Source organism: Flavitalea flava (assembly GCF_054461575.1).
In genome coordinates, this window is record NZ_JBTLQH010000005.1 from 131,048 (window position 1) to 149,985 (window position 18,938).

The following is an 18,938-nucleotide window of genomic DNA, read 5'->3' on the forward strand; positions in this document are numbered from 1 at the left end:
TGAAAATTTTATCATTTCTTTTGATTTTTTTTTCTTCTTTTTGGGGAATGATCCTAAAACACCAACCGACACGCCCCGTTACGTTTACCTTCGTTATTTTACCAATAATGCTTTCCTTGTGTTTGTCTTCTTCTGCCCAGTCGCAATTCGCCGGCTGGCTGGGAACCTTTCAGAATTATAAACTCAATGATAAGACAGGTCTTTATTTTGACGGCCAGTTACGCTCCACCGGCCAGTTGGAACAGGTTCAGGCATTGATGATCCGGCCAGGTATCAATTTCTACCTGACACCTCGTCTTACGGCCACAGTAGGATACGCCTATATTTATCAGCAGCGCAGGTCCGGGGAAGTCACAGGTTACCTTCCGGAACATCGGACCTGGCAACAAATGGTATATACCCATCCCTTACATTTCTCCCCTGCTGCAAGAGCCACGGCAGTTTCACACCGGCTGCGGCTGGAGCAACGTTTTCTTCCGAAACATCATGTGAGCGGGAATACCCTGACCGGCAACGGGCATGCCTATGCCAATCGTCTGCGCTATTTTGTCCGGGGAGTCATTCCTGTAAGCGGCCAGTCAGGAGAAAATCAGGGAACAGGCGGTCAGGGAGCAACAGCACAGAGTTCAGGAGGAAAGACAGGTGGCAGTCAGCGTAGTTTTAACCAGGGGTTTTTCGCGGCCCTGCAAAATGAACTGTTTGTAAATGTGGGTGACGCCTCAGCAGTCAATGGAAAAATCTTCGATCAGAACAGGGCCTTCTTTGCCTTCGGTTACCGGTTCAGCAAACAATTCGATACGGAGATAGGGTATATGAACCAATATGTAAATGGTGCAGGAACCAGCTCTTCCGTCAATCATATCCTCCAATTAGGCACCTATCTCCGTTTGTAACCTTCCGGTTTGTTCCGGTCACCTGAATTCTCTATCTTTATTAAAGAGATTGAGCAGGATTTTACGAAAAGCATATCTTTTTGAGGATATCTTCCGTAGATTCGCGGAAATCTTGCGGATTTACATTCTTTTATAAATACGCAAAATTTATATTCTTTCAGGATGACCCCCTTAAAGCCGAAAAATTTTCGCAATTTTACATTACTACCAACGGCAATAGCGAATGAAGAAATCCATTTACGAGTCCTTGTTAGCAAAGAAAAGGGGAGGGCATAAGTCCTTCGCCGTTCTGATCGATCCGGACAATGTGAACGCAGAAAAAATTGACGAGCTAACCACTCTGGCCGTAGAAGCGAAAGTGGATTATTTGCTCGTTGGCGGAAGCCTCGTCATATCCAATCACCTGGATGAGGTTGTTCAGCATATATGCCGGAATTGTTCCATCCCTGTCATCCTGTTTCCCGGAACCCCCTCACAGGTCTCCCGTTATGCCGATGCGTTGTTATATTTATCCCTGATTTCCGGGCGAAATCCCGAATTGCTTATCGGACAGCATGTTATTTCAGCTCCAGCCGTCCGAAAAAGTGGATTAGAGATCATGTCTACAGGATATATGGTCATCGATGGCGGTGCACCTACCACCGTCTCTTATATAAGCAATGCCACACCTATTCCCGCCGATAAGAACGAGATAGCTCTTTGTACGGCAATGGCCGGAGAAATGCTTGGTATGAAACTGATCTATATGGATGCCGGTAGTGGCGCCAGGTATCCCATCCGGGAGGAAATGATCGCTTCCGTTGCTGCTCATATCGAGGTTCCTATCGTGGTGGGGGGAGGGATACGTGATCCGGAAAAAGCCTACCGGAATTGCAAAGCAGGCGCAGATGTCATTGTGGTCGGCAATGCTATCGAAAAGGATGCCTCTCTTATCAAAGAAATGGCTGCAGCCGTACACTCTGTACCTGTAACCGATATATCAGGATCCCTGTAACTGTCTATCAGATGCTTTATTCAGACGCTTTATTCTCCATATCTGTTATGGATAGGGGATGGATTGGGGAAAGGGCTTAAAATAAAAAAAGGGGTCAGAATAGAAATTCAACCCCGTTTTTAAAATCCAATATCCTATGAAAAACCAAGGCGAAAATATTGAATTTTTAGGAGCTGGCCCAAGTATTTTTACGCAAAAACCGAGTATAAGTACTCGAAAGTGGGTAAAACATGAAAAAAAGTCCTGCTGCGATCGTATAACTACCCATTTTTCCCAAAATGGTACAAAAAGTTGATATGATCTCCTGCTCAGATTCCATATTTTAATAAGGCATTGAGCTTTCCATTAAAATCCGGAGTGGTTTTGCCAAGAGGGGCAAAAAAGGCTGCATCGAATTTTTCCACGGTCTTTACTGCCTGCTGGGTAATTTTTTTACCCTCATCCGTTAACACGACGGTCTTGGCCCGGGTATCGGTAGCATGCTCCTGTCTTTGTACCAATCCCCTGCCCTGCAAGGTTCTCAGAACAGTGGAGGTAGTCATCGGATCGATCCGGGTATGCGATGACAGCAATATCTGGGTAACTGATTGCTCCTTCAGGTTCAACCAATAAATGCTGGCCAACAGGACAAACTGGGAATGGGTAAGCTCAAATTTCTCCAGGGCCTTTCTTATTTCCCGTTGCCATAAATTGGTCACCTGCCATAATAAAAACCCCGGGCTATCCCCGGCATGCTCAACGCTGAAGGTATTATCAGAAGTTTTCATGTTTTATCGTTTGATTATATTATCAGTGCAAATATAGTATGTCAACTTATTAAAAACGATTTCTCTGACAGTTTCCTGGAAAAAAATCCGGAATCGCATTTCCAGTTTTCCGGGTCTCCTCCAACTCCTTTGTTTAAAGGAAGGCCTTATCTAAAAAAACGATCTATTTTGTTCATTATCAACTATTTGTTACATTAAGCCGAAAGGAATTCACATAAATTTTACACAATATTTTTTTTCAAATGACCGCCGCATCTAAAAAATTGTCTTTCTTTGTATTGTATTCAAAATTTTACATCAATTTCATCTGACATTGAAATGAAAAAAAACTCACCCATATCACGTCTTCTTGTGATATTGCACGCCTTCAACAAGCGTGGGTTTTTTGCTGCGCCCCTGTGCACAGTTTTTTCTGTTCGCCCTGTTCCCTTTTGGGTACGACGTTGATACCACTTTACCATAGCGACCTCTTCCATTGCGGCCCTGCTTCAATGTCCCTGAAGGCCAGGTCCCTGAACGACTGATTATATAGGATCAGGGATCCCGGGACGGAGATCATTAGATCATTTACGAGTTCATATACCAAGAGCACACACCATCATGGAACAACAGTTTTCTATTATTATAGCTGACGCAACGCATCAGAGTTTTGCGCAGATCATCTGTGACGAAATGGAATCTTCCGCAAAAGCCCGGGGAACCGGGATTGCCAAAAGAAGCCCGGAATATATCCAGGAAAAAATGCGCGAAGGAAAGGCGGTGATCGCCTTTACCCTGGACGGGATCTGGGCAGGATTCTGCTACATCGAGACATGGAGTCACGGGGAATATGTCGCCAATTCGGGACTGATCGTCGCGCCTGCCTTCCGCAAAAGCGGCCTGGCCCGGCTGATCAAGAAAAAGATCTTTGCCTTAAGCAGAAAAACCTATCCCGATTCAAAGATCTTCGGCCTCACCACCGGTCTGGCCGTCATGAAGATCAATTCAGAGATCGGTTATGAGCCCGTAACCTATTCGGAACTCACCCAGGACGAAGCCTTCTGGGCCGGATGCAAAAGCTGCGTCAATTACGAGATCCTCATGAGCAAGGAGAGGAAGAACTGCATGTGTACGGCCATGCTCTATGATCCCAAAGACCATTACGAGCCGGAAGAAACGGACCAGGATTTTAAAAAACATTCCAAGCTTTACGAGCGGTTCATGCGGATCAAACAATGGAAGCTGCTCGCTCCTTTTATGAAAACGCCCGGCACAAAAATGGAAAAGAAGGATAACGGGAATGGCGGGAATAAAACTGGCGGCGGCGCAGGGGCAGGAAAAAGCAGGTCTTTATTTCATTCTTTCTTTAATTTCTAAACCCCCCATCCCCCTGAAGGGGGAGTAATAAAAAGATACCTAATCTAATAATTGAAATGAATACAGATAACAATAACACTAGTGAATTACCTAACTCCCCCTTCAGGGGGAAGGGGGGTGTTGTATTAGCCTACAGTGGCGGACTGGACACTACCTATTGCGCTATTTATCTTCAAAAGATCAAAAACCTGGAAATACATGCCCTGACAGTAAATACAGGCGGGTTCAGCCAGGAAGAGATCGGCCAGATAGAAGCCAGGGCTAAAAGCCTGGGGGTCGCCTCTTTTCAATGTGTGGATGTGACCAAGACCTATTATGAAAGCTGTATCAAATACCTGATTTATGGTAATGTATTAAAAAATGCCACCTATCCCCTGAGCGTCAGTGCAGAAAGAATGGTGCAGGCCATAGCCGTGGCAGAATATGTGAAAAAAACCGGTGCGGTTTACGTCGCTCATGGAAGTACAGGGGCAGGTAATGACCAGGTCCGGTTTGACATGGTCTTCCAAAGTATGCTGCCTGGCGTGGAGATCATCACACCCATCCGTGACCTGAGGCTTAGCCGGGAAGAAGAGATCGCTTTCCTGAAGGAAAACGGCGTGGAAATGAATGTAGAAAAAGCCAAATACAGCATCAATAAAGGACTTTGGGGCACCTCCGTCGGTGGTAAGGAAACGCTGACCTCTACCGACTATCTTCCCGAAGAAGCCTGGCCTACTCCTGTGACCGAAACAGGCATCCGGCAACTGAAACTGGAATTTGAAAAAGGGGAACTTCGCGCTATCGATGGTAAACGATTCGGTAACCCGGTGGAAGCGATCCAGCACCTGCAGGCCATCGCACAGCCTTATGGCGTTGGAAGGGATATCCATGTAGGCGATACCATTATCGGTATTAAGGGACGCGTTGGTTTTGAGGCAGCCGCGCCCCTCATCATCATTAAAGCCCATCACCTGCTGGAAAAACATACGCTTACCAAATGGCAATTATACTGGAAAGATCAATTGAGCACCTGGTACGGCAACTGGCTGCACGAGGGGCAAATGCTGGATCCTACCATGCGCAATATCGAAAAATTCCTGGAGGACACTCAGGTGACCGTCAGCGGCAAGGTATTTGTCACCCTGCAACCCTACCGGTTTACGGTAACAGGCATTGAAAGCCCGCATGATCTTATGAGCAGCAAATTCGGCAGCTATGGAGAAATGAACAAAGGATGGAGCGGTGATGATGTGAAAGGATTTGCCAAGATCTTCGGCAACCAATCGGGTATCTATCATAAGGTAAACCCCCCAACCCCCTAAAGGGGGAGAATAAAGGGAGGACTCTTAAAGAATTTAAGGAATTGAAATGAGTGAAACTAACGAAAATAGTAGAAGGTTACCAAGCTCCCCCTTTAGGGGGCGTGGGGGGATCAAAGCAGGCATAATTGGAGGAGCGGGTTATACCGGAGGTGAAATGATCAGGATCCTGATCAATCACCCGGATGTCGAAATTTCTTTTGTCCATAGCCGAAGCAACGCAGGAAAATTCCTCTATGAAGTCCATGAGGATCTGGCCGGCGAAACGGAGCAAAAATTTGCTCCCGAATGGCATTATGCTATCGATGTGCTTTTCCTTTGTGTAGGGCATGGAGAGGCGGTCAAATTCATCGAAGCAGAGACATCAAAGACCCAGATTCCGGCCAACGTTAAAATAATCGATCTTTCGCAGGATTATCGTCTTCACAAACAGGGAGTAAGACCGCTGATCAATGGAAAGGAAGTCATATACGGTCTGCCCGAATTGAACCGGGACCAGATCCGCAAGGCATCCTATATCGCCAACCCCGGATGTTTTGCCACCACGATCCAATTGGGATTGTTGCCCCTGGCCAAAGCAGGATTGCTGGGTGAAGTGTATACGACCGGAATAACCGGATCCACGGGAGCAGGGCAAAGCCTTTCGCCCACCTCCCACTTCTCCTGGCGGGCGAATAATATCCAGGCGTATAAGACCTTGACCCACCAGCACCTTAAAGAAATAGGTCAGAGCCTGGAGCAATTACAACCCCCAACACTTACAAAAAAACGGGTTCCCCTTCATTTTATCCCCTGGAGAGGCGATTTTACCCGGGGCATCTTCGTCAGCTCCCAACTCACGTGTGATTGGAAAGAAGAAGACCTGACCTCCCTGTATGAAGATTTTTACAAGGGTCATCCTTTCACAATATTCAGCCGCAAAGCTATTTCTCTGAAACAGGTGGTCAATACCAATAAATGCCTGATACAATTGGAAATTCAAGACAGGCAACTCGTCGTCCATTCGGCTACCGACAATTTGCTGAAGGGTGCTTCGGGGCAGGCCGTTCAGAATATGAATCTTTTATTCGGTCTTGAGGAAACGACCGGCTTGCATTTGAAGGCGAATGCCTTTTAAAAGAAATGGTAAACTAGCAGTAGGGAGTAGTAGAAAACAGAAGAGATAAACAGAGATAACAGCAGAGCCTGAAAAAAGGACAATTCAAAACTTAAAAACATTTCACACATGAAACTATTTGACGTTTATCCTATCAATGACATTACTATTGCGAAAGCCAAGGGTTCCTATGTATGGGACCAGGACGGTCAGCAATACCTGGATCTTTATGGAGGTCATGCCGTTATATCCATTGGACATACTCATCCGCATTATGTACAACGGGTTACCGACCAGCTCAATAAAGTAGGATTCTATTCCAATTCAGTCCACATTCCGCTGCAACAGGAACTCGCCGATAAACTGGGTGCAGTTTCCGGCAGACCGGATTACCAGTTATTCCTTTGCAATTCAGGTGCGGAAGCCAATGAAAATGCCTTAAAACTTGCCTCCTTTCACAACGGGAGAAAAAAGGTGATCGCCTTCACCGGATCTTTTCATGGCCGTACCTCCCTGGCAGTTGCCGTTACGGATAATCCTGCTATCGTTGCACCAATAAACCAGACAGACAATGTGATCTTCCTTCCTTTCAATGATGAAAATGCATTGGAGGATTGTTTCAAAAAACAGGGTAAGGAAATATCCTCAGTGATCATTGAAGGGATACAAGGGGTGGGTGGAATTAAAGAGGCATCCGCACCTTTCTTACAGAAGATAAGCCAGCTATGCAAAGAACACGGCGCTTTATTTATTGCCGATAGTGTACAATGCGGCTATGGCCGGACCGGCAAATTCTTTTCCCATGATTATGCCGGCGTCGATGCCGATATTTATACGATGGCAAAAGGGATGGGTAATGGATTCCCGGTTGCCGGCATCCTGATCGCTCCTCATATTCCTGCAAAACACGGAATGCTGGGCACGACATTCGGAGGTAATCATCTTGCCTGCGCTGCGGCGATCTCGGTGGTAGAAGTGATCTGGCAGGAGAAACTGATGGCCAATGCCGTCGAGGTAGGCAATCACCTGATGAAGCAGTTAAAGAGAATAAAACAATTAAAAAATATACGTGGCAAAGGGTTGATGATCGGCTTCGACGTTCCTGAAGAACTGAAGGATCTTCGTAAGAACCTTTTGTTCAATCATCATATATTCACCGGGGAGGCCAAGCCCAATACGATCCGTCTGTTGCCGTCCCTGGCGTTGCGTAAAAAGGATGCGGACCAATTCCTGGAAGCCATAGAAGAAGAAATTCTCAGCATCACAGGCGCTGCCAACCCCGTCACGAACTAGGTGGGGCATTTATATAAAAAGATGCGTATTAACGGCTCAAAATAATAGTCAGACATGCAAAATTTCATTTCCGTTGATGATGTAACGAATATCGAAAGCCTCGTTAAAAAAGCCCTGGCCTATAAAGCGGATCCTTTTAAAGATAAAAATCTGGGCCATCAAAAAAGGATCGGGCTCCTGTTCCTGAATCCAAGCATGCGAACACGTCTCAGCACCCAGGTTGCCGCACAGAACCTTGGCGCCGAAGCCATTGTCTTTAATGTTGACAAGGAAGGCTGGGCTCTTGAATTCGAGGAAGAGGCCATCATGAGCGGAAATACCGTAGAACACGTAAAAGATGCAGCTCCTGTAATGGGAAAGTATTTCGATATCCTCTGCATCCGGACGTTCCCTTCCCTCAAAAACAAGGAGGATGATTATAGTGAACTGACCATCAATCAATTCATCAAATATTCGGGCATTCCGGTGGTGAGTCTTGAAAGCGCTACCCTGCATCCGCTGCAAAGCCTTACTGATATTATCACGATACAGGAAACGCTGGAACAATCCAACAAAGAAGTGATCACAGGGACCGCAGGACGCCGCCCAAAGATTGTACTTACCTGGGCTCCGCATGTAAAGGCTCTTCCTCAATGCGTAGCGAATAGTTTCTCCCAGTGGGTCAACGCCTGGGGAAAGGCAGACTTTGTGATCACCCATCCTGAAGACTATGAGTTGGATGAAAAATTCACCAAAGGAGCCACCATCACACACGACCAGAATGAGGCGCTGAAGGACGCGGATTTTGTCTACGTGAAAAACTGGAGCACCTATAAAGATTACGGCAAGATCTACTGCAATGATCCGGAATGGATGCTGACCAATGAGAAACTGTTGCTTACCAATCAGGCGAAGGTCATGCATTGTCTTCCGGTTCGCAGAAATGTGGAGCTAAGTGACGAAGTATTGGACAGCCATTCAAGTATTGTAACCCGGGAAGCCTCTAACCGGGTGTGGGCAGCGCAGGCCGTCCTTAGTGAAATACTGAAAAACAAATAAGGATGTTGTTCCTAAACCCCCAATGGCAAGGAGCCGGAAAGACCCGGGAATTAGAGACAGGCGCCAGAGTCCTGTCGGCCTACCTCAGGGAAGCCGGGTTGGACATGCCTTTGACAGAGGTACCCTTATCGGGCCTGCCGGATGACACGCTCAACGGCATACAGGGTTATCTGCCTATTTGCGAACAGCTCGACAGCTTCCATCAACTATTAGCAAGCCTGCCTGCTGACAAAGGCCTTTCCGGGAATGGACGGTTCACGGAAGATGGACAGTACCCGGAAAGGCTCTCCACCATTGGTGGAGATTGCGGAATAGAAGTCATCCCGATTAGTTATCTCAATGACTGTTATAACGGAGAGCTGACCGTCCTCTGGTTCGATGGCCACGCCGATCTTAATTCCGTGGTTACCTCTCCCAGCGGTCATTTCCATGGGATGCCCGTGAGAGTGTTATTAGGAGAAGGAGATGATAAGATCCTGAAAAAGGCTTTCTCCATTCTGCAACCTTCACAATTTATATACATAGGCGTTAATGATATGGATGCAGCGGAAGTTGAATATATCAGGGAGTATAATATCGATCTTATCGAAACTCCGGATCTGAAGCGGATAACCGACAGCATCTCCCGGAAAAAAAAACGGAATATCTATATTCATTTTGATCTGGATGTGCTTTCGGCCAAGGATTTTTCCCATACTCCATACCCCAATAAGACAGGATTCGGTGTTGCAGACAGCTGCCGGATTATAGAAGGTCTGAAAAAAGATTTTCATATCGCAGGCAGTTCGGTAACGGAATCCATTGCAGATGATCCTGACAAACTGAGGCCGATCGGTAAATTGCTGAAAGAATTGATCTATTAAAATATATTCGTTGGAAAAGTTAACTATCATAAAGATCGGGGGGAATATTATCGATGACGACGACAAACTGACGTCTTTTCTGGCGGATTTTGCCAGGGTTCCCGATAAAAAGATATTAGTGCATGGCGGAGGCAAACTCGCTACCAAGCTGGCCGAAAAACTGGGCATTCAGCAACAATTGATCGATGGCCGGAGAATTTCGGATGGCGAAACGCTGAAGATCGTCACTATGGTTTATACCGGCGCCATCAATAAGAACATCGTTGCGAAATTGCAGGCTGACGGTTGTGATGCGCTTGGCCTATGCGGAGCGGACGGAAATTCCATCCTGGCCCACAAGCGGGTTCATCCTACTATCGATTACGGGTATGTAGGAGATGTGGATTCGGTCAATACAGCGTTCATTAAGAATCTTCTGCTTCAGGAGAAGACGCTTGTATTCGCCCCTATCACACATGATGGCAAGGGTCAGTTATTAAATACAAATGCCGATACCATCGCCCAGGAGCTGGCCAGGGGATTAAGCAGGGAGTTTGCAGTAAGCCTCATTTATTCCTTCGAGAAAAGCGGGGTCCTCCTCGATGCAAACGATGACAGTTCGGTGATTGGCAGAATCACCCTGGCTGATTACCAGGAGCTCAAACAGAAAAATGTAATTTTCGCAGGCATGATTCCGAAACTGGACAATGCCTTTACCGCCCTGGACAGCGGGGTAAACCGGGTGATCATCGGAAAGGCGGAAGAACTGATCCAATTATTAGCCGGCGGATCCGGAACAACTATAGTCCATGAGTAAATCAATGAGTAAGGAAATCAACCATAACCTGGAGACGGAGGCTATCGATCTGTTAAAAAAACTGATCGCCATACCTTCATTCAGCAAAGAAGAAGATAAAACTGCCGCACTGATCTCCGGTTACCTGGAATCCAAAGATATCCCGGTTCACCGGGTGCAGCATAACATCTGGGCAAAAAACAGATTCTTTGACCCTTCCAAACCCACACTACTGCTCAATTCCCATCACGATACGGTAAAGCCTAACAAAGCCTATACCCTGGATCCCTTTATCCCTGTTGAAAAAGACGGGAAATTATTCGGGCTTGGCAGCAATGATGCCGGAGGCCCCCTGGTATCCCTGATCGCTGCCTTTATTCATTATTATGACAGAAAGGGGTTGTCCCACAATCTGATCCTGGCAGCCACTGCGGAAGAAGAGATCTCCGGGCACAATGGTATCGAACTCTTACTGCCGGAATTGAACAAAGAAGCAGGAAAGATCGATTGGGGAATTGTAGGTGAACCTACCCAAATGCAACTGGCTGTAGCCGAAAAAGGATTGCTGGTATTGGATTGTACCGTACAGGGGAAGGCCGGGCATGCTGCTCGCGAAGAAGGTGACAACGCAATTTATAAGGCGCTTCCGGATATAGAATGGTTCAGGACCTACCGGTTCGATAAGGTATCCGGTCTGCTGGGTCCGGTTAAGACCAGTGTGACGGTGATCGATACCGATAATAAAGCGCATAATGTCGTTCCTTCCGTTTGCCATTTTGTAGTAGATGTGCGGGTAAATGAATTGTATACATTTGAAGAGATACTGGGCATCATCCGTAGTCATGTATCCTGTGAAGTAAGCCCCAGGAGCCTGCGCATGCGGTCCTCTTCCATACCTCAGGAACACCCGGTCATTCAGTCCGGCCTTCGTGCAGGAAAAAAATGTTATGGCAGCCCGACTACATCCGACAAGGCCCTAATGCCCTTTCCTACCTTGAAAACAGGACCGGGAGATTCGGCCCGAAGTCATACGGCAGATGAATTTATTTACCTGGAGGAAGTGAGGGAAGGGATCAAAGGGTATATTGCCTTGCTGGAACCCATCCTGATTGTTTAACAGCTATGTTTTTCAACTTTGCTTTTTGACTTTGTTTTTCGACTTTGTTTTTTGACTTTGTTTTTTGAAAGAATCGTACTTTTAGCTGTCATTGCAGCTTCATTTATAACAAGGATTTTTATGAGCGGAAATAAACTCTGGAGTAAAGAAAACACCAGTACTTCGAAACTGATCGAGACTTTTACGGTAGGAAATGATAAAGCCTTCGATGTACTTTTGGCGGAATATGATGTGCTGGGTTCCCTCGCTCATACGGAAATGCTGGAATCGGTAGGCCTGCTCAGTAAGCAGGATCTGACCGTCATTCACCTGGAACTGAATAATATCCTGAACGAGATCCGCAAGGGTAGTTTTGTCATCGAAGCAGACATCGAGGACGTACATTCTCAGGTAGAATGGCTGTTGACCACCAGGATCGGGGAAGCCGGTAAAAAGATTCATAGCGGTCGCAGCCGCAACGACCAGGTTGCCGTTGATATTAAATTATACCTGCGTGCCCAGGTGCTCGATCTGAAAAATGAGGTTAAAGAATTATTCGATCTGCTTATCTCCCTCAGCGAAAAATACAAGGACAAATTGTTGCCAGGTTATACCCATCTGCAGATAGCCATGCCTTCTTCCTTCGGCCTTTGGTTCGGCGCTTATGCCGAAAGCCTGGTCGATGACCTCGAACTATTGGCCGCAGCCTACCATATAGCCAACAAAAATCCATTGGGAAGTGGCGCGGGCTACGGATCTTCTTTTCCCCTGAACAGGGAACAGACTACCAGGGCACTGCATTTCGGCTCTCTGAATTACAATTCCGTCTATGCCCAAATGAGTCGCGGGAAAACCGAAAAGATCGTAGCCACCGGTCTTTCTTCCGTCGCCGCCTCCCTGAGCAAACTGGCCATGGACTGTTGTCTGTATATCAATCAGAATTTCGGTTTTATTTCCTTTCCACCGGAGTTGACCACAGGAAGCAGTATCATGCCGCATAAGAAAAACCCGGATGTATTCGAACTGATCAGGGCTAAATGTAACCGGATCCAGGCCACTCCCAACGAACTGACCCTTCTTATCAATAACCTGCCTTCCGGTTATCACCGCGATCTCCAATTGACCAAGGAAATCCTCTTTCCTGCCATTGAAGAAGGAAAAGCCTGTCTGCAAATGACCCGGCTGATGTTATCCCATATAGAGATAAAGGATGCTATCCTGGAAGATGAAAAATACAAATACCTTTTTAGCGTGGAGGCCGTTAACGAGCTGGTGAATAAAGGGGTCCCTTTCCGTGAAGCCTACAAACAGGTGGGTAACCGCATCGATCAGGGAACATTTACTTTCGATCATCAACAAAAGTTGCATCATACACACGAAGGAAGTATCGGTAACCTTTCCAACGATAAGATCGTTGAAGCCATGGGAAAGGTGCTGGCTAAATTTGCATAATTTACTCCACTTTCCCTGCAGGCCTGACTCCGGTGCCTTTGCGGCCCGTCAGGTCATCGCCTAATTCACTCCTGTATTTCTCCGCAATTGCACTGAGCAGGGCAACCTGGTCGGGATGTTTCTCTTTTACATCCAGGGTTTCACCCGGATCTGTCCGAAGATCATAGAGGGCCAGCTTTATGCTGTCACTCGCATATTTCCCTGGCCAACCGTCGGCGCCGATAGCGGAAGGCTTTTTGTAAGTCTGGGAAATACAGGGGAAGACCAGTTTCCATGCTCCCTTCCTTACCGCTTTCAGACTGTTCGTATCGTAATAATAGGCCAGCTCGTCGCGGGGATTAGCTCCAGGCTGTTGGGTTAGCAACGGCAATATATCAACGCCATCAATTGTCTTGCCGGGTCCTTTCGCCTTACAGATTCCGGTAATGGTCGGCATCAGATCGACAGCAGAAACGATATTGTTGCAAATCGTGCCTGCCGGGATCTTTCCAGGCCATCGCATGATACAGGGCACCTTTAGCCCTCCTTCCCATGCAGTGCCTTTACCTTCGCGGAACCCTCCGCTATTACCGGCATGGTTCCCAAAAGTAAGCCAGGGACCATTATCGCTCATGAATATAACAATAGTATTTTCTGTCAGTTCCTGATCTGCCAATGTGCGAAGGACCTCTCCTACCGACCAATCGATCTCTTCCATCACATCTCCAAACAGGCCAGCCGGGCTTTTACCTTTGAACTTACCGGATGCGGCAATGGGTACATGCGGCATTGCATGGGCAAGGTATAGGAAAAAAGGCCTGTTCTTATTCTCTATAATAAACCGGCAGGCCCTCTCCGTATATAAAGTGGTCAATGAAGCCTGGTCATCCAATGTTTTGATCTCCTTAATTATTTGGTTGCCTTCATACAAAGGCAGAGGAGGAAATTTCCATCTTCGGTCCGTAGTATCCGTAACAGGCTTACCGTCATAATCCACGGGCCACATATCATTCGAATACGGCAATCCCAAATACTCGTCAAAACCCTGTTGTAATGGAAGAAAAGGTTGCTTTTGTCCCAGATGCCACTTGCCGGTCATTCCTGTTCTATATCCTTTTTCCTTCAACACTTCTGCTATGGTTTTTTCATCCGGGTTCAGGGCAATCCCGCTCCACGGCATCAAGGCACCGTGAATACCGAGACGATTGGGATAACACCCCGTGAGCAGGGCTGCCCTGGAGGCGCTGCAAACAGCCTGGGCAACATAAAAATTCGTAAATCTCATGCCCTCGTCCGCCAATTGATTCAGATGAGGAGTGTGATAGGGGAAACCTCCGTAGCATTCCAGGTCACCATATCCCAGGTCATCCATTAAAATAATGATCACATTGGGGGTGCCTGGTTCCCGGAACTCCGGAATACCGGCATAACGATAGCCCGGTAGAAATAATATCGCAAAAAATAAAACAATCAAATATTGGTAAGGAAACCACGGTTTGCCGAAGCGAAAGGAAGAATATCCCATCTGAAAAATGTTTTTGTCAGTCCATTAAAGTTACCCTAATTTTTTTCTACCTCAGGCTAAATGCTTAAATTAGTCAGTACAAGCTACTGTATTATGAGATTATCCCGTCCGACCATTGGCAGGTGCATAACCGGCCTTCCCGGCCTTTTATTTGTCAGTCTGTTATTTTCCGGTTTATCATTTACCAGTCTGCAGGCGCAGCCTCATGTTCCGTCAACAGGGCCATCCCCTTCCGCAGACACCAGCGTCAAATCAAAGGCCATTACAGATATCCAATCCCGCTATGAGGAGTACAAAAAGATCGCCTTTCAGATCTGGGACTATGCAGAAGTGGGCTATAAAGAAGTAAAAAGCTCGGGGCTTCTCCAAAAAACACTGACGGATAATGGGTTTTCCGTAAAGGCCGGGGTAGCGGATATCCCTACCGCCTTTGTAGCGACATATGGGTCCGGGAGCCCTGTCATCGGGATCCTGGCTGAATTCGATGCCTTGCCTGGTCTTTCCCAGCAGGCAATTCCGGAAAAATCACCCATCGAAGGCAAAAATGCCGGACATGGCTGCGGTCATCATCTATTCGGTACCGCATTTGCGGCCGCGGGCATCGAGATAAAAAAACTAATGCAGGAAAAAAAACTAAGCGGTACTATCCGCGTATATGGATGCCCGGCAGAAGAGGGGGGTTCCGGAAAAGTGTATATGGTCCGGGCTGGTCTTTTTAACGACGTCGATATCGTGATCCACTGGCATCCCGGTGCGGAAAATGCAGTTACGCTTACCAGTGCGCTGGCCAATAAATCGGCAAAATTCCGTTTTCATGGTTTGTCTGCACATGCAGCCGCAGCCCCGGACAGAGGGAGATCGGCGCTGGATGGCGTAGAATCAATGGACTATATGGTAAATATGATGCGGGAGCATGTTCCCCAGGAGACCCGTATCCATTATGTCATAACGAATGGAGGCAAAGCGCCCAATGTAGTTCCGGATTTTGCCGAAGTGTATTATTATGTCCGGCATCCTAAAAAAGACGAAGTGGTCCGCATCTTCGATTGGGTAGTGCAGGCGGCCAATGGCGCTGCCCTGGGAACCCAGACCAGGGTAGATTATGAGATCATCGGAGGCACGCATGACCTATTGCTGAACAAGGCATTGGCGGAAGACATGCAAAGGAACCTGGTGCGGATAGGGGGAGTTGTGTATAGTCCTGCAGAAACCGAATTCGCAAAAAAACTGCAATCCACTTTTACCTATAAGGTCCCTGCCATCGACTCGGCCGCAACGATCAAACCGTTAAAGGCCGAAGAAGACGCCGGTGGCGGCGGTTCCACCGATGTAGGGGATGTCAGTTATGCCGTTCCCACTGTTGGATTACGCGCAGCAACCTGGGTTCCCGGCACACCAGCTCATAGCTGGCAGGCAACGGCCTGCGGAGGAACTGAGATTGGGATCAAAGGAATGATGGTAGCGGCCAAGACCATGGCCCTGACGGCAATCGATCTGTATACCGATCCATCTTTAATTGAAAAGGCAAAAGAAGAATTCAAAAAAGATAAAGGAGATTATCAGTATAAGGCCCTCCTCGGAGACCGGAAACCAGCCCTGAATTACCGGGATTAGGGTATGGGTAAGGCTCAGACATTTGTAAAATTTATTTTATTCAGCACTTAAATGCATCTGATGCAAATTGATATACCCGGGCAAACAGAGGAATCTTCTCAAAGTGAAAGAGCCTGGCAAACAGAAAGAACCATACTCAGTCTTTTAACAGAAGGCGATTTTCCGGCAATGCTGGAACTTTCCAGGGAGACAGATACCTTTAAATATTTAAAAAAGCTCCGCGATATGGATGAGGAGCAATACCAGCAATTTCTACATATCAAAATTGAGCAGATCCGGTCCGGAGCGGGCTATCACTGGGGCGTACAGCTTAAAACGACCGGTGAATTTATAGCGGCCGTAAATTTAAATCCGATCGGAAAGAGTTCCCGGTTGCAGATCGGTTGCCAATTGAAAAAGGATTACTGGAACAAAGGTTATGCTTCTGAATTGACCAGGTGGCTGCGGGATTTCGCGGTTCAGGATCTTGGTCTACCAATGGTATACGGAGTTTTCGAAAAAGAGAATACTGCCTCCCGGAGACTGTTGCAAAAGCTGGAATTCGAATGGGAAGAAACCAAGACCGAGAACGGAATTGAAGTTGAGTTCCATGTGTTCAGAGGCTTCGTTGCCCGTTGAAAGCCCCCATCTCCTGAACTCACCGCAATTTTGAAACATCTACCCGGGAAGGCGTATCCGTACCCGCTATAATCGTACGGGAACTGATAGCGATCGCCTTGATGATCCGGGCCATATTATTCATGTCCAGGGTCCCGATCTCATCGCCCTGGGTATGATAATATTTCTCCGAATCCATTTTTGACGTAGAAAGGGTGTGGGCGGGGACCCCTTGTTTGGCGAGGGTTGCATTATCAGATCGATAGAATAATTGTTGGTCCGGGTATGGATCGGGATGGAACGTGAACTGACTGCCTTCCAGGTTTTTTTCCAGAATCTTTCCCATATCGGTTTTTTCATACCCGGTTAAATAGGCCGAATTCGTTCCCCATTTACTTTCCGTTCCGATCATTTCTATATTGAACATGGCCTTGACTGCGGCGGGATCGAATTGTTTGGAGAAATATTGAGACCCGAATCCACCGATCTCCTCTGCAGTAAACGTTACGAAAACCAGGGTTCTCTCATTATTGTGTAAAGTGGCAAAGTACCTGGCCAGCATGATCACGGCAGTGGAGCCGCTCGCATCGTCATTGGCGCCATTAAAGATCGAATCGCCTTTACTGTCGGAACTGCCCACCCCAAGATGATCGTAATGCGCCGAAAAGATCACGTATTCATCCTTCCTGCTCTTGCCTGGTAGGATTCCCACTACATTGGCTAATTTCGATTCCCTGATCTCCTGATCTGCAGTTATCGAATAATGCGAAGGATTGTCGTTCGTAAAAACAAAAACGGTATTGCGGCCGGGTTGGGTCTTTTTGCTGACATAATTTCTCACCGCGTCGATGTAATTGGAAAAGGAGGTATCGATCAGGACCAACCAGTTCTTCGGTTCCTTTCCCAGGTATTTGCCGAGTACTTCCTGAAAATTATCCCCTGCCCTGATCACGGCTTTCTCATATCCGCTATTCTCATCGAGGGCCAGGTGGGTTAAAGATGAAACGACGATAACCGATCCTGTAGGAATCGCCTTGCCATCTAAATTGCCCGTCAGGGACGTAATCTTTGTGTCCACCTGTGTGAAAGGCTGACGGTAACTCTGGTTATTGTTCAAGGTTTGTAATCCGGCAGCTTTGAACTGGGCTTCGATGAAGTCTGCCGCCCGGTCGATATCCGGCGAAAAAGTGGCCCTTCCCCGCATATCGTCTGCGGCAAGGATTTTTTCAATGTTTTCGACGGCTTTGGCATTGATGATCTTATCAATCCGCTGAACGGATTTATCGCTCTGCTGGGCGGATAAATGGAAACAGCCTGCAATGAACAGGACCAGGAAGGGGATTTTTCTCATGGAAGATGGTTGTACGTTTTTTATAGGCTTATCAGCTTATCCGATCAGTTATCCTGTCTGTTATCAGGTAGGTTATCCGGTTTATAAACTCATCATTTCTTTGAACTTCACGGTTTGGCGGCGGCTGACTTCTATCTTTTCCCCTCCTTTCATTTCCAATAATAAACCGCCATTAAAATAAGGCTCTATCTTTTCGATCAGGCGAAGATTCACGATATGTTTGCGATTGGCCCGGAAAAATACTTTTTCATCCAGCCTTTCTTCCAGGGCATTCAATGATTTTAAGATCAGTGGTTTATTGGGCCCGAAATAAACCTTGGCATAGTTCCCCACGCTTTCGAACAACCGGATATCCGATAACTTTACGAACCAGCACCGCTCTCCATCCTTCACGAAGACCTGGTCATGCTCATTTAAAATACTTCTGTTTGTCGAAATAGTATTATCGGACAGCGGTTCTTTGTCCTCTTCTACCTGCAGCTTTTGCAGTGCATCGGCCAGTCTCTTTGGTTCTACCGGCTTTAACAGGTAATCCAGCGCATTTACCTCGAAGGCTTTTAACGCATATTCATCATAGGCCGTAGTAAAGATCACATTTGGCGCTTTCTCCAATTCGGCAAGCATATCAAATCCTGTCTTGCCCGGCATCTGGATATCGAGGAAAATCAGTTCCGGGTTCAGGCTGTCAATTTTTTCCGCACCCTCACTGGCATTAGCCGCCTCGGCAATGACTTCGATTTCAGGAAAATCAAGGAGTAATTTCTTTAATTCATTCCTGGCTAGACGCTCATCGTCAATAATAATAGCTCTGATCATAAAATTGGGCCCGAGGGCTTTTTACAATTTATCCCTCGGGCCCAATATCCTTTAATGATGGGCCTTCGGCCGGCGAACCCGTGGTCCGCCTAATTTTGTGCTGATTCTATTTTATTTGAGCCCTTGGGCTTT

The 18,938-nt window shown here is 47.0% G+C and carries 17 protein-coding genes; 13 read left to right on the plus strand and 4 right to left on the minus strand.

Annotation, left to right across the window (positions count from 1 at the left end):
• Nucleotides 1–107 precede the first annotated feature (107 nt).
• Both ACX0G9_RS07520 and ACX0G9_RS07525 read left to right on the plus strand, forming a co-directional pair.
• On the plus strand, nt 108–893 hold the full coding sequence (locus ACX0G9_RS07520; protein WP_459064257.1) for a DUF2490 domain-containing protein: 786 nt from the start codon (nt 108–110) through the stop codon (nt 891–893).
• Nucleotides 894–1,116: 223 nt separating this feature from the next.
• On the plus strand, nt 1,117–1,887 hold the full coding sequence (locus ACX0G9_RS07525; RefSeq protein WP_459064258.1) for a phosphoglycerol geranylgeranyltransferase: 771 nt from the start codon (nt 1,117–1,119) through the stop codon (nt 1,885–1,887).
• Between the two features lie 308 nt (nt 1,888–2,195).
• Here ACX0G9_RS07525 and ACX0G9_RS07530 read toward each other — a convergent pair whose 3' ends face one another.
• A complete protein-coding gene (locus ACX0G9_RS07530) occupies nt 2,196–2,654 on the minus strand; it encodes a MarR family winged helix-turn-helix transcriptional regulator (RefSeq protein ID WP_459064259.1) in 459 nt (152 codons plus the stop codon).
• A 600-nt stretch (nt 2,655–3,254) separates the two neighbouring features.
• On the opposite strand from ACX0G9_RS07530, the gene ACX0G9_RS07535 reads away from it, so the two are divergent.
• From ACX0G9_RS07535 to argH, 9 genes are all read left to right on the plus strand, one after another.
• The gene (locus ACX0G9_RS07535; protein ID WP_459064260.1) at nt 3,255–4,010 is read left to right on the plus strand and encodes a GNAT family N-acetyltransferase; all 756 of its coding nucleotides are present in this window, start codon (nt 3,255–3,257) and stop codon (nt 4,008–4,010) included.
• Between the two features lie 56 nt (nt 4,011–4,066).
• Nucleotides 4,067–5,314 carry an argininosuccinate synthase gene (locus ACX0G9_RS07540; RefSeq protein WP_459064261.1) on the plus strand — a complete coding sequence of 416 codons (1,248 nt, stop codon included), beginning with the start codon at nt 4,067–4,069 and terminating at the stop codon, nt 5,312–5,314.
• A gap of 46 nt (nt 5,315–5,360) precedes the next feature.
• Nucleotides 5,361–6,428 (plus strand): N-acetyl-gamma-glutamyl-phosphate reductase, encoded by a 1,068-nt coding sequence (gene argC, locus ACX0G9_RS07545; protein WP_459064262.1) that lies wholly within the window; start codon nt 5,361–5,363, stop codon nt 6,426–6,428.
• Nucleotides 6,429–6,536: 108 nt separating this feature from the next.
• Complete coding sequence (locus ACX0G9_RS07550; RefSeq protein ID WP_459064263.1) at nt 6,537–7,700, plus strand: aspartate aminotransferase family protein; 1,164 nt, start codon at nt 6,537–6,539, stop codon at nt 7,698–7,700.
• A gap of 54 nt (nt 7,701–7,754) precedes the next feature.
• Nucleotides 7,755–8,738, plus strand: a complete 984-nt coding sequence (locus ACX0G9_RS07555; protein WP_459064264.1) for a Rossmann-fold NAD(P)-binding domain-containing protein — start codon at nt 7,755–7,757, stop codon at nt 8,736–8,738.
• 2 nt (nt 8,739–8,740) lie between these two features.
• Nucleotides 8,741–9,601 (plus strand): arginase family protein, encoded by an 861-nt coding sequence (locus ACX0G9_RS07560; protein ID WP_459064265.1) that lies wholly within the window; start codon nt 8,741–8,743, stop codon nt 9,599–9,601.
• Between the two features lie 10 nt (nt 9,602–9,611).
• Nucleotides 9,612–10,397, plus strand: coding sequence for an acetylglutamate kinase (gene argB / locus ACX0G9_RS07565; protein ID WP_459064266.1), 786 nt, complete (start codon nt 9,612–9,614; stop codon nt 10,395–10,397).
• Nucleotides 10,390–11,493 carry a M20 family metallo-hydrolase gene (locus tag ACX0G9_RS07570; RefSeq protein ID WP_459064267.1) on the plus strand — a complete coding sequence of 368 codons (1,104 nt, stop codon included), beginning with the start codon at nt 10,390–10,392 and terminating at the stop codon, nt 11,491–11,493. The genes argB and ACX0G9_RS07570 overlap by 8 nt, the downstream gene beginning before the upstream one ends.
• 120 nt (nt 11,494–11,613) lie before the next feature.
• Entirely contained in the window at nt 11,614–12,924 is a 1,311-nt protein-coding gene (argH, locus tag ACX0G9_RS07575) for an argininosuccinate lyase (protein WP_459064268.1), read from the plus strand.
• Nucleotide 12,925: 1 nt separating this feature from the next.
• Here the strand turns inward: argH and ACX0G9_RS07580 are convergent, their stop codons facing one another.
• A complete protein-coding gene (locus ACX0G9_RS07580; protein ID WP_459064269.1) occupies nt 12,926–14,428 on the minus strand; it encodes a sulfatase family protein in 1,503 nt (500 codons plus the stop codon).
• A gap of 93 nt (nt 14,429–14,521) precedes the next feature.
• Here ACX0G9_RS07580 and ACX0G9_RS07585 point away from each other — a divergent pair, with 93 nt between their 5' ends.
• Nucleotides 14,522–16,042 (plus strand): amidohydrolase, encoded by a 1,521-nt coding sequence (locus ACX0G9_RS07585; protein WP_459064270.1) that lies wholly within the window; start codon nt 14,522–14,524, stop codon nt 16,040–16,042.
• 60 nt (nt 16,043–16,102) lie between these two features.
• Entirely contained in the window at nt 16,103–16,660 is a 558-nt protein-coding gene (locus ACX0G9_RS07590; protein ID WP_459064271.1) for a GNAT family N-acetyltransferase, read from the plus strand.
• Between the two features lie 19 nt (nt 16,661–16,679).
• On the opposite strand, the gene ACX0G9_RS07595 is transcribed toward ACX0G9_RS07590, so the two are convergent.
• Nucleotides 16,680–17,990 (minus strand): M28 family peptidase, encoded by a 1,311-nt coding sequence (locus ACX0G9_RS07595; protein WP_459064272.1) that lies wholly within the window; start codon nt 17,988–17,990, stop codon nt 16,680–16,682.
• 81 nt (nt 17,991–18,071) lie between these two features.
• Nucleotides 18,072–18,806, minus strand: a complete 735-nt coding sequence (locus ACX0G9_RS07600) for a LytR/AlgR family response regulator transcription factor (protein ID WP_459064273.1) — start codon at nt 18,804–18,806, stop codon at nt 18,072–18,074.
• Between the last annotated feature and the right edge of the window lie 132 nt (nt 18,807–18,938).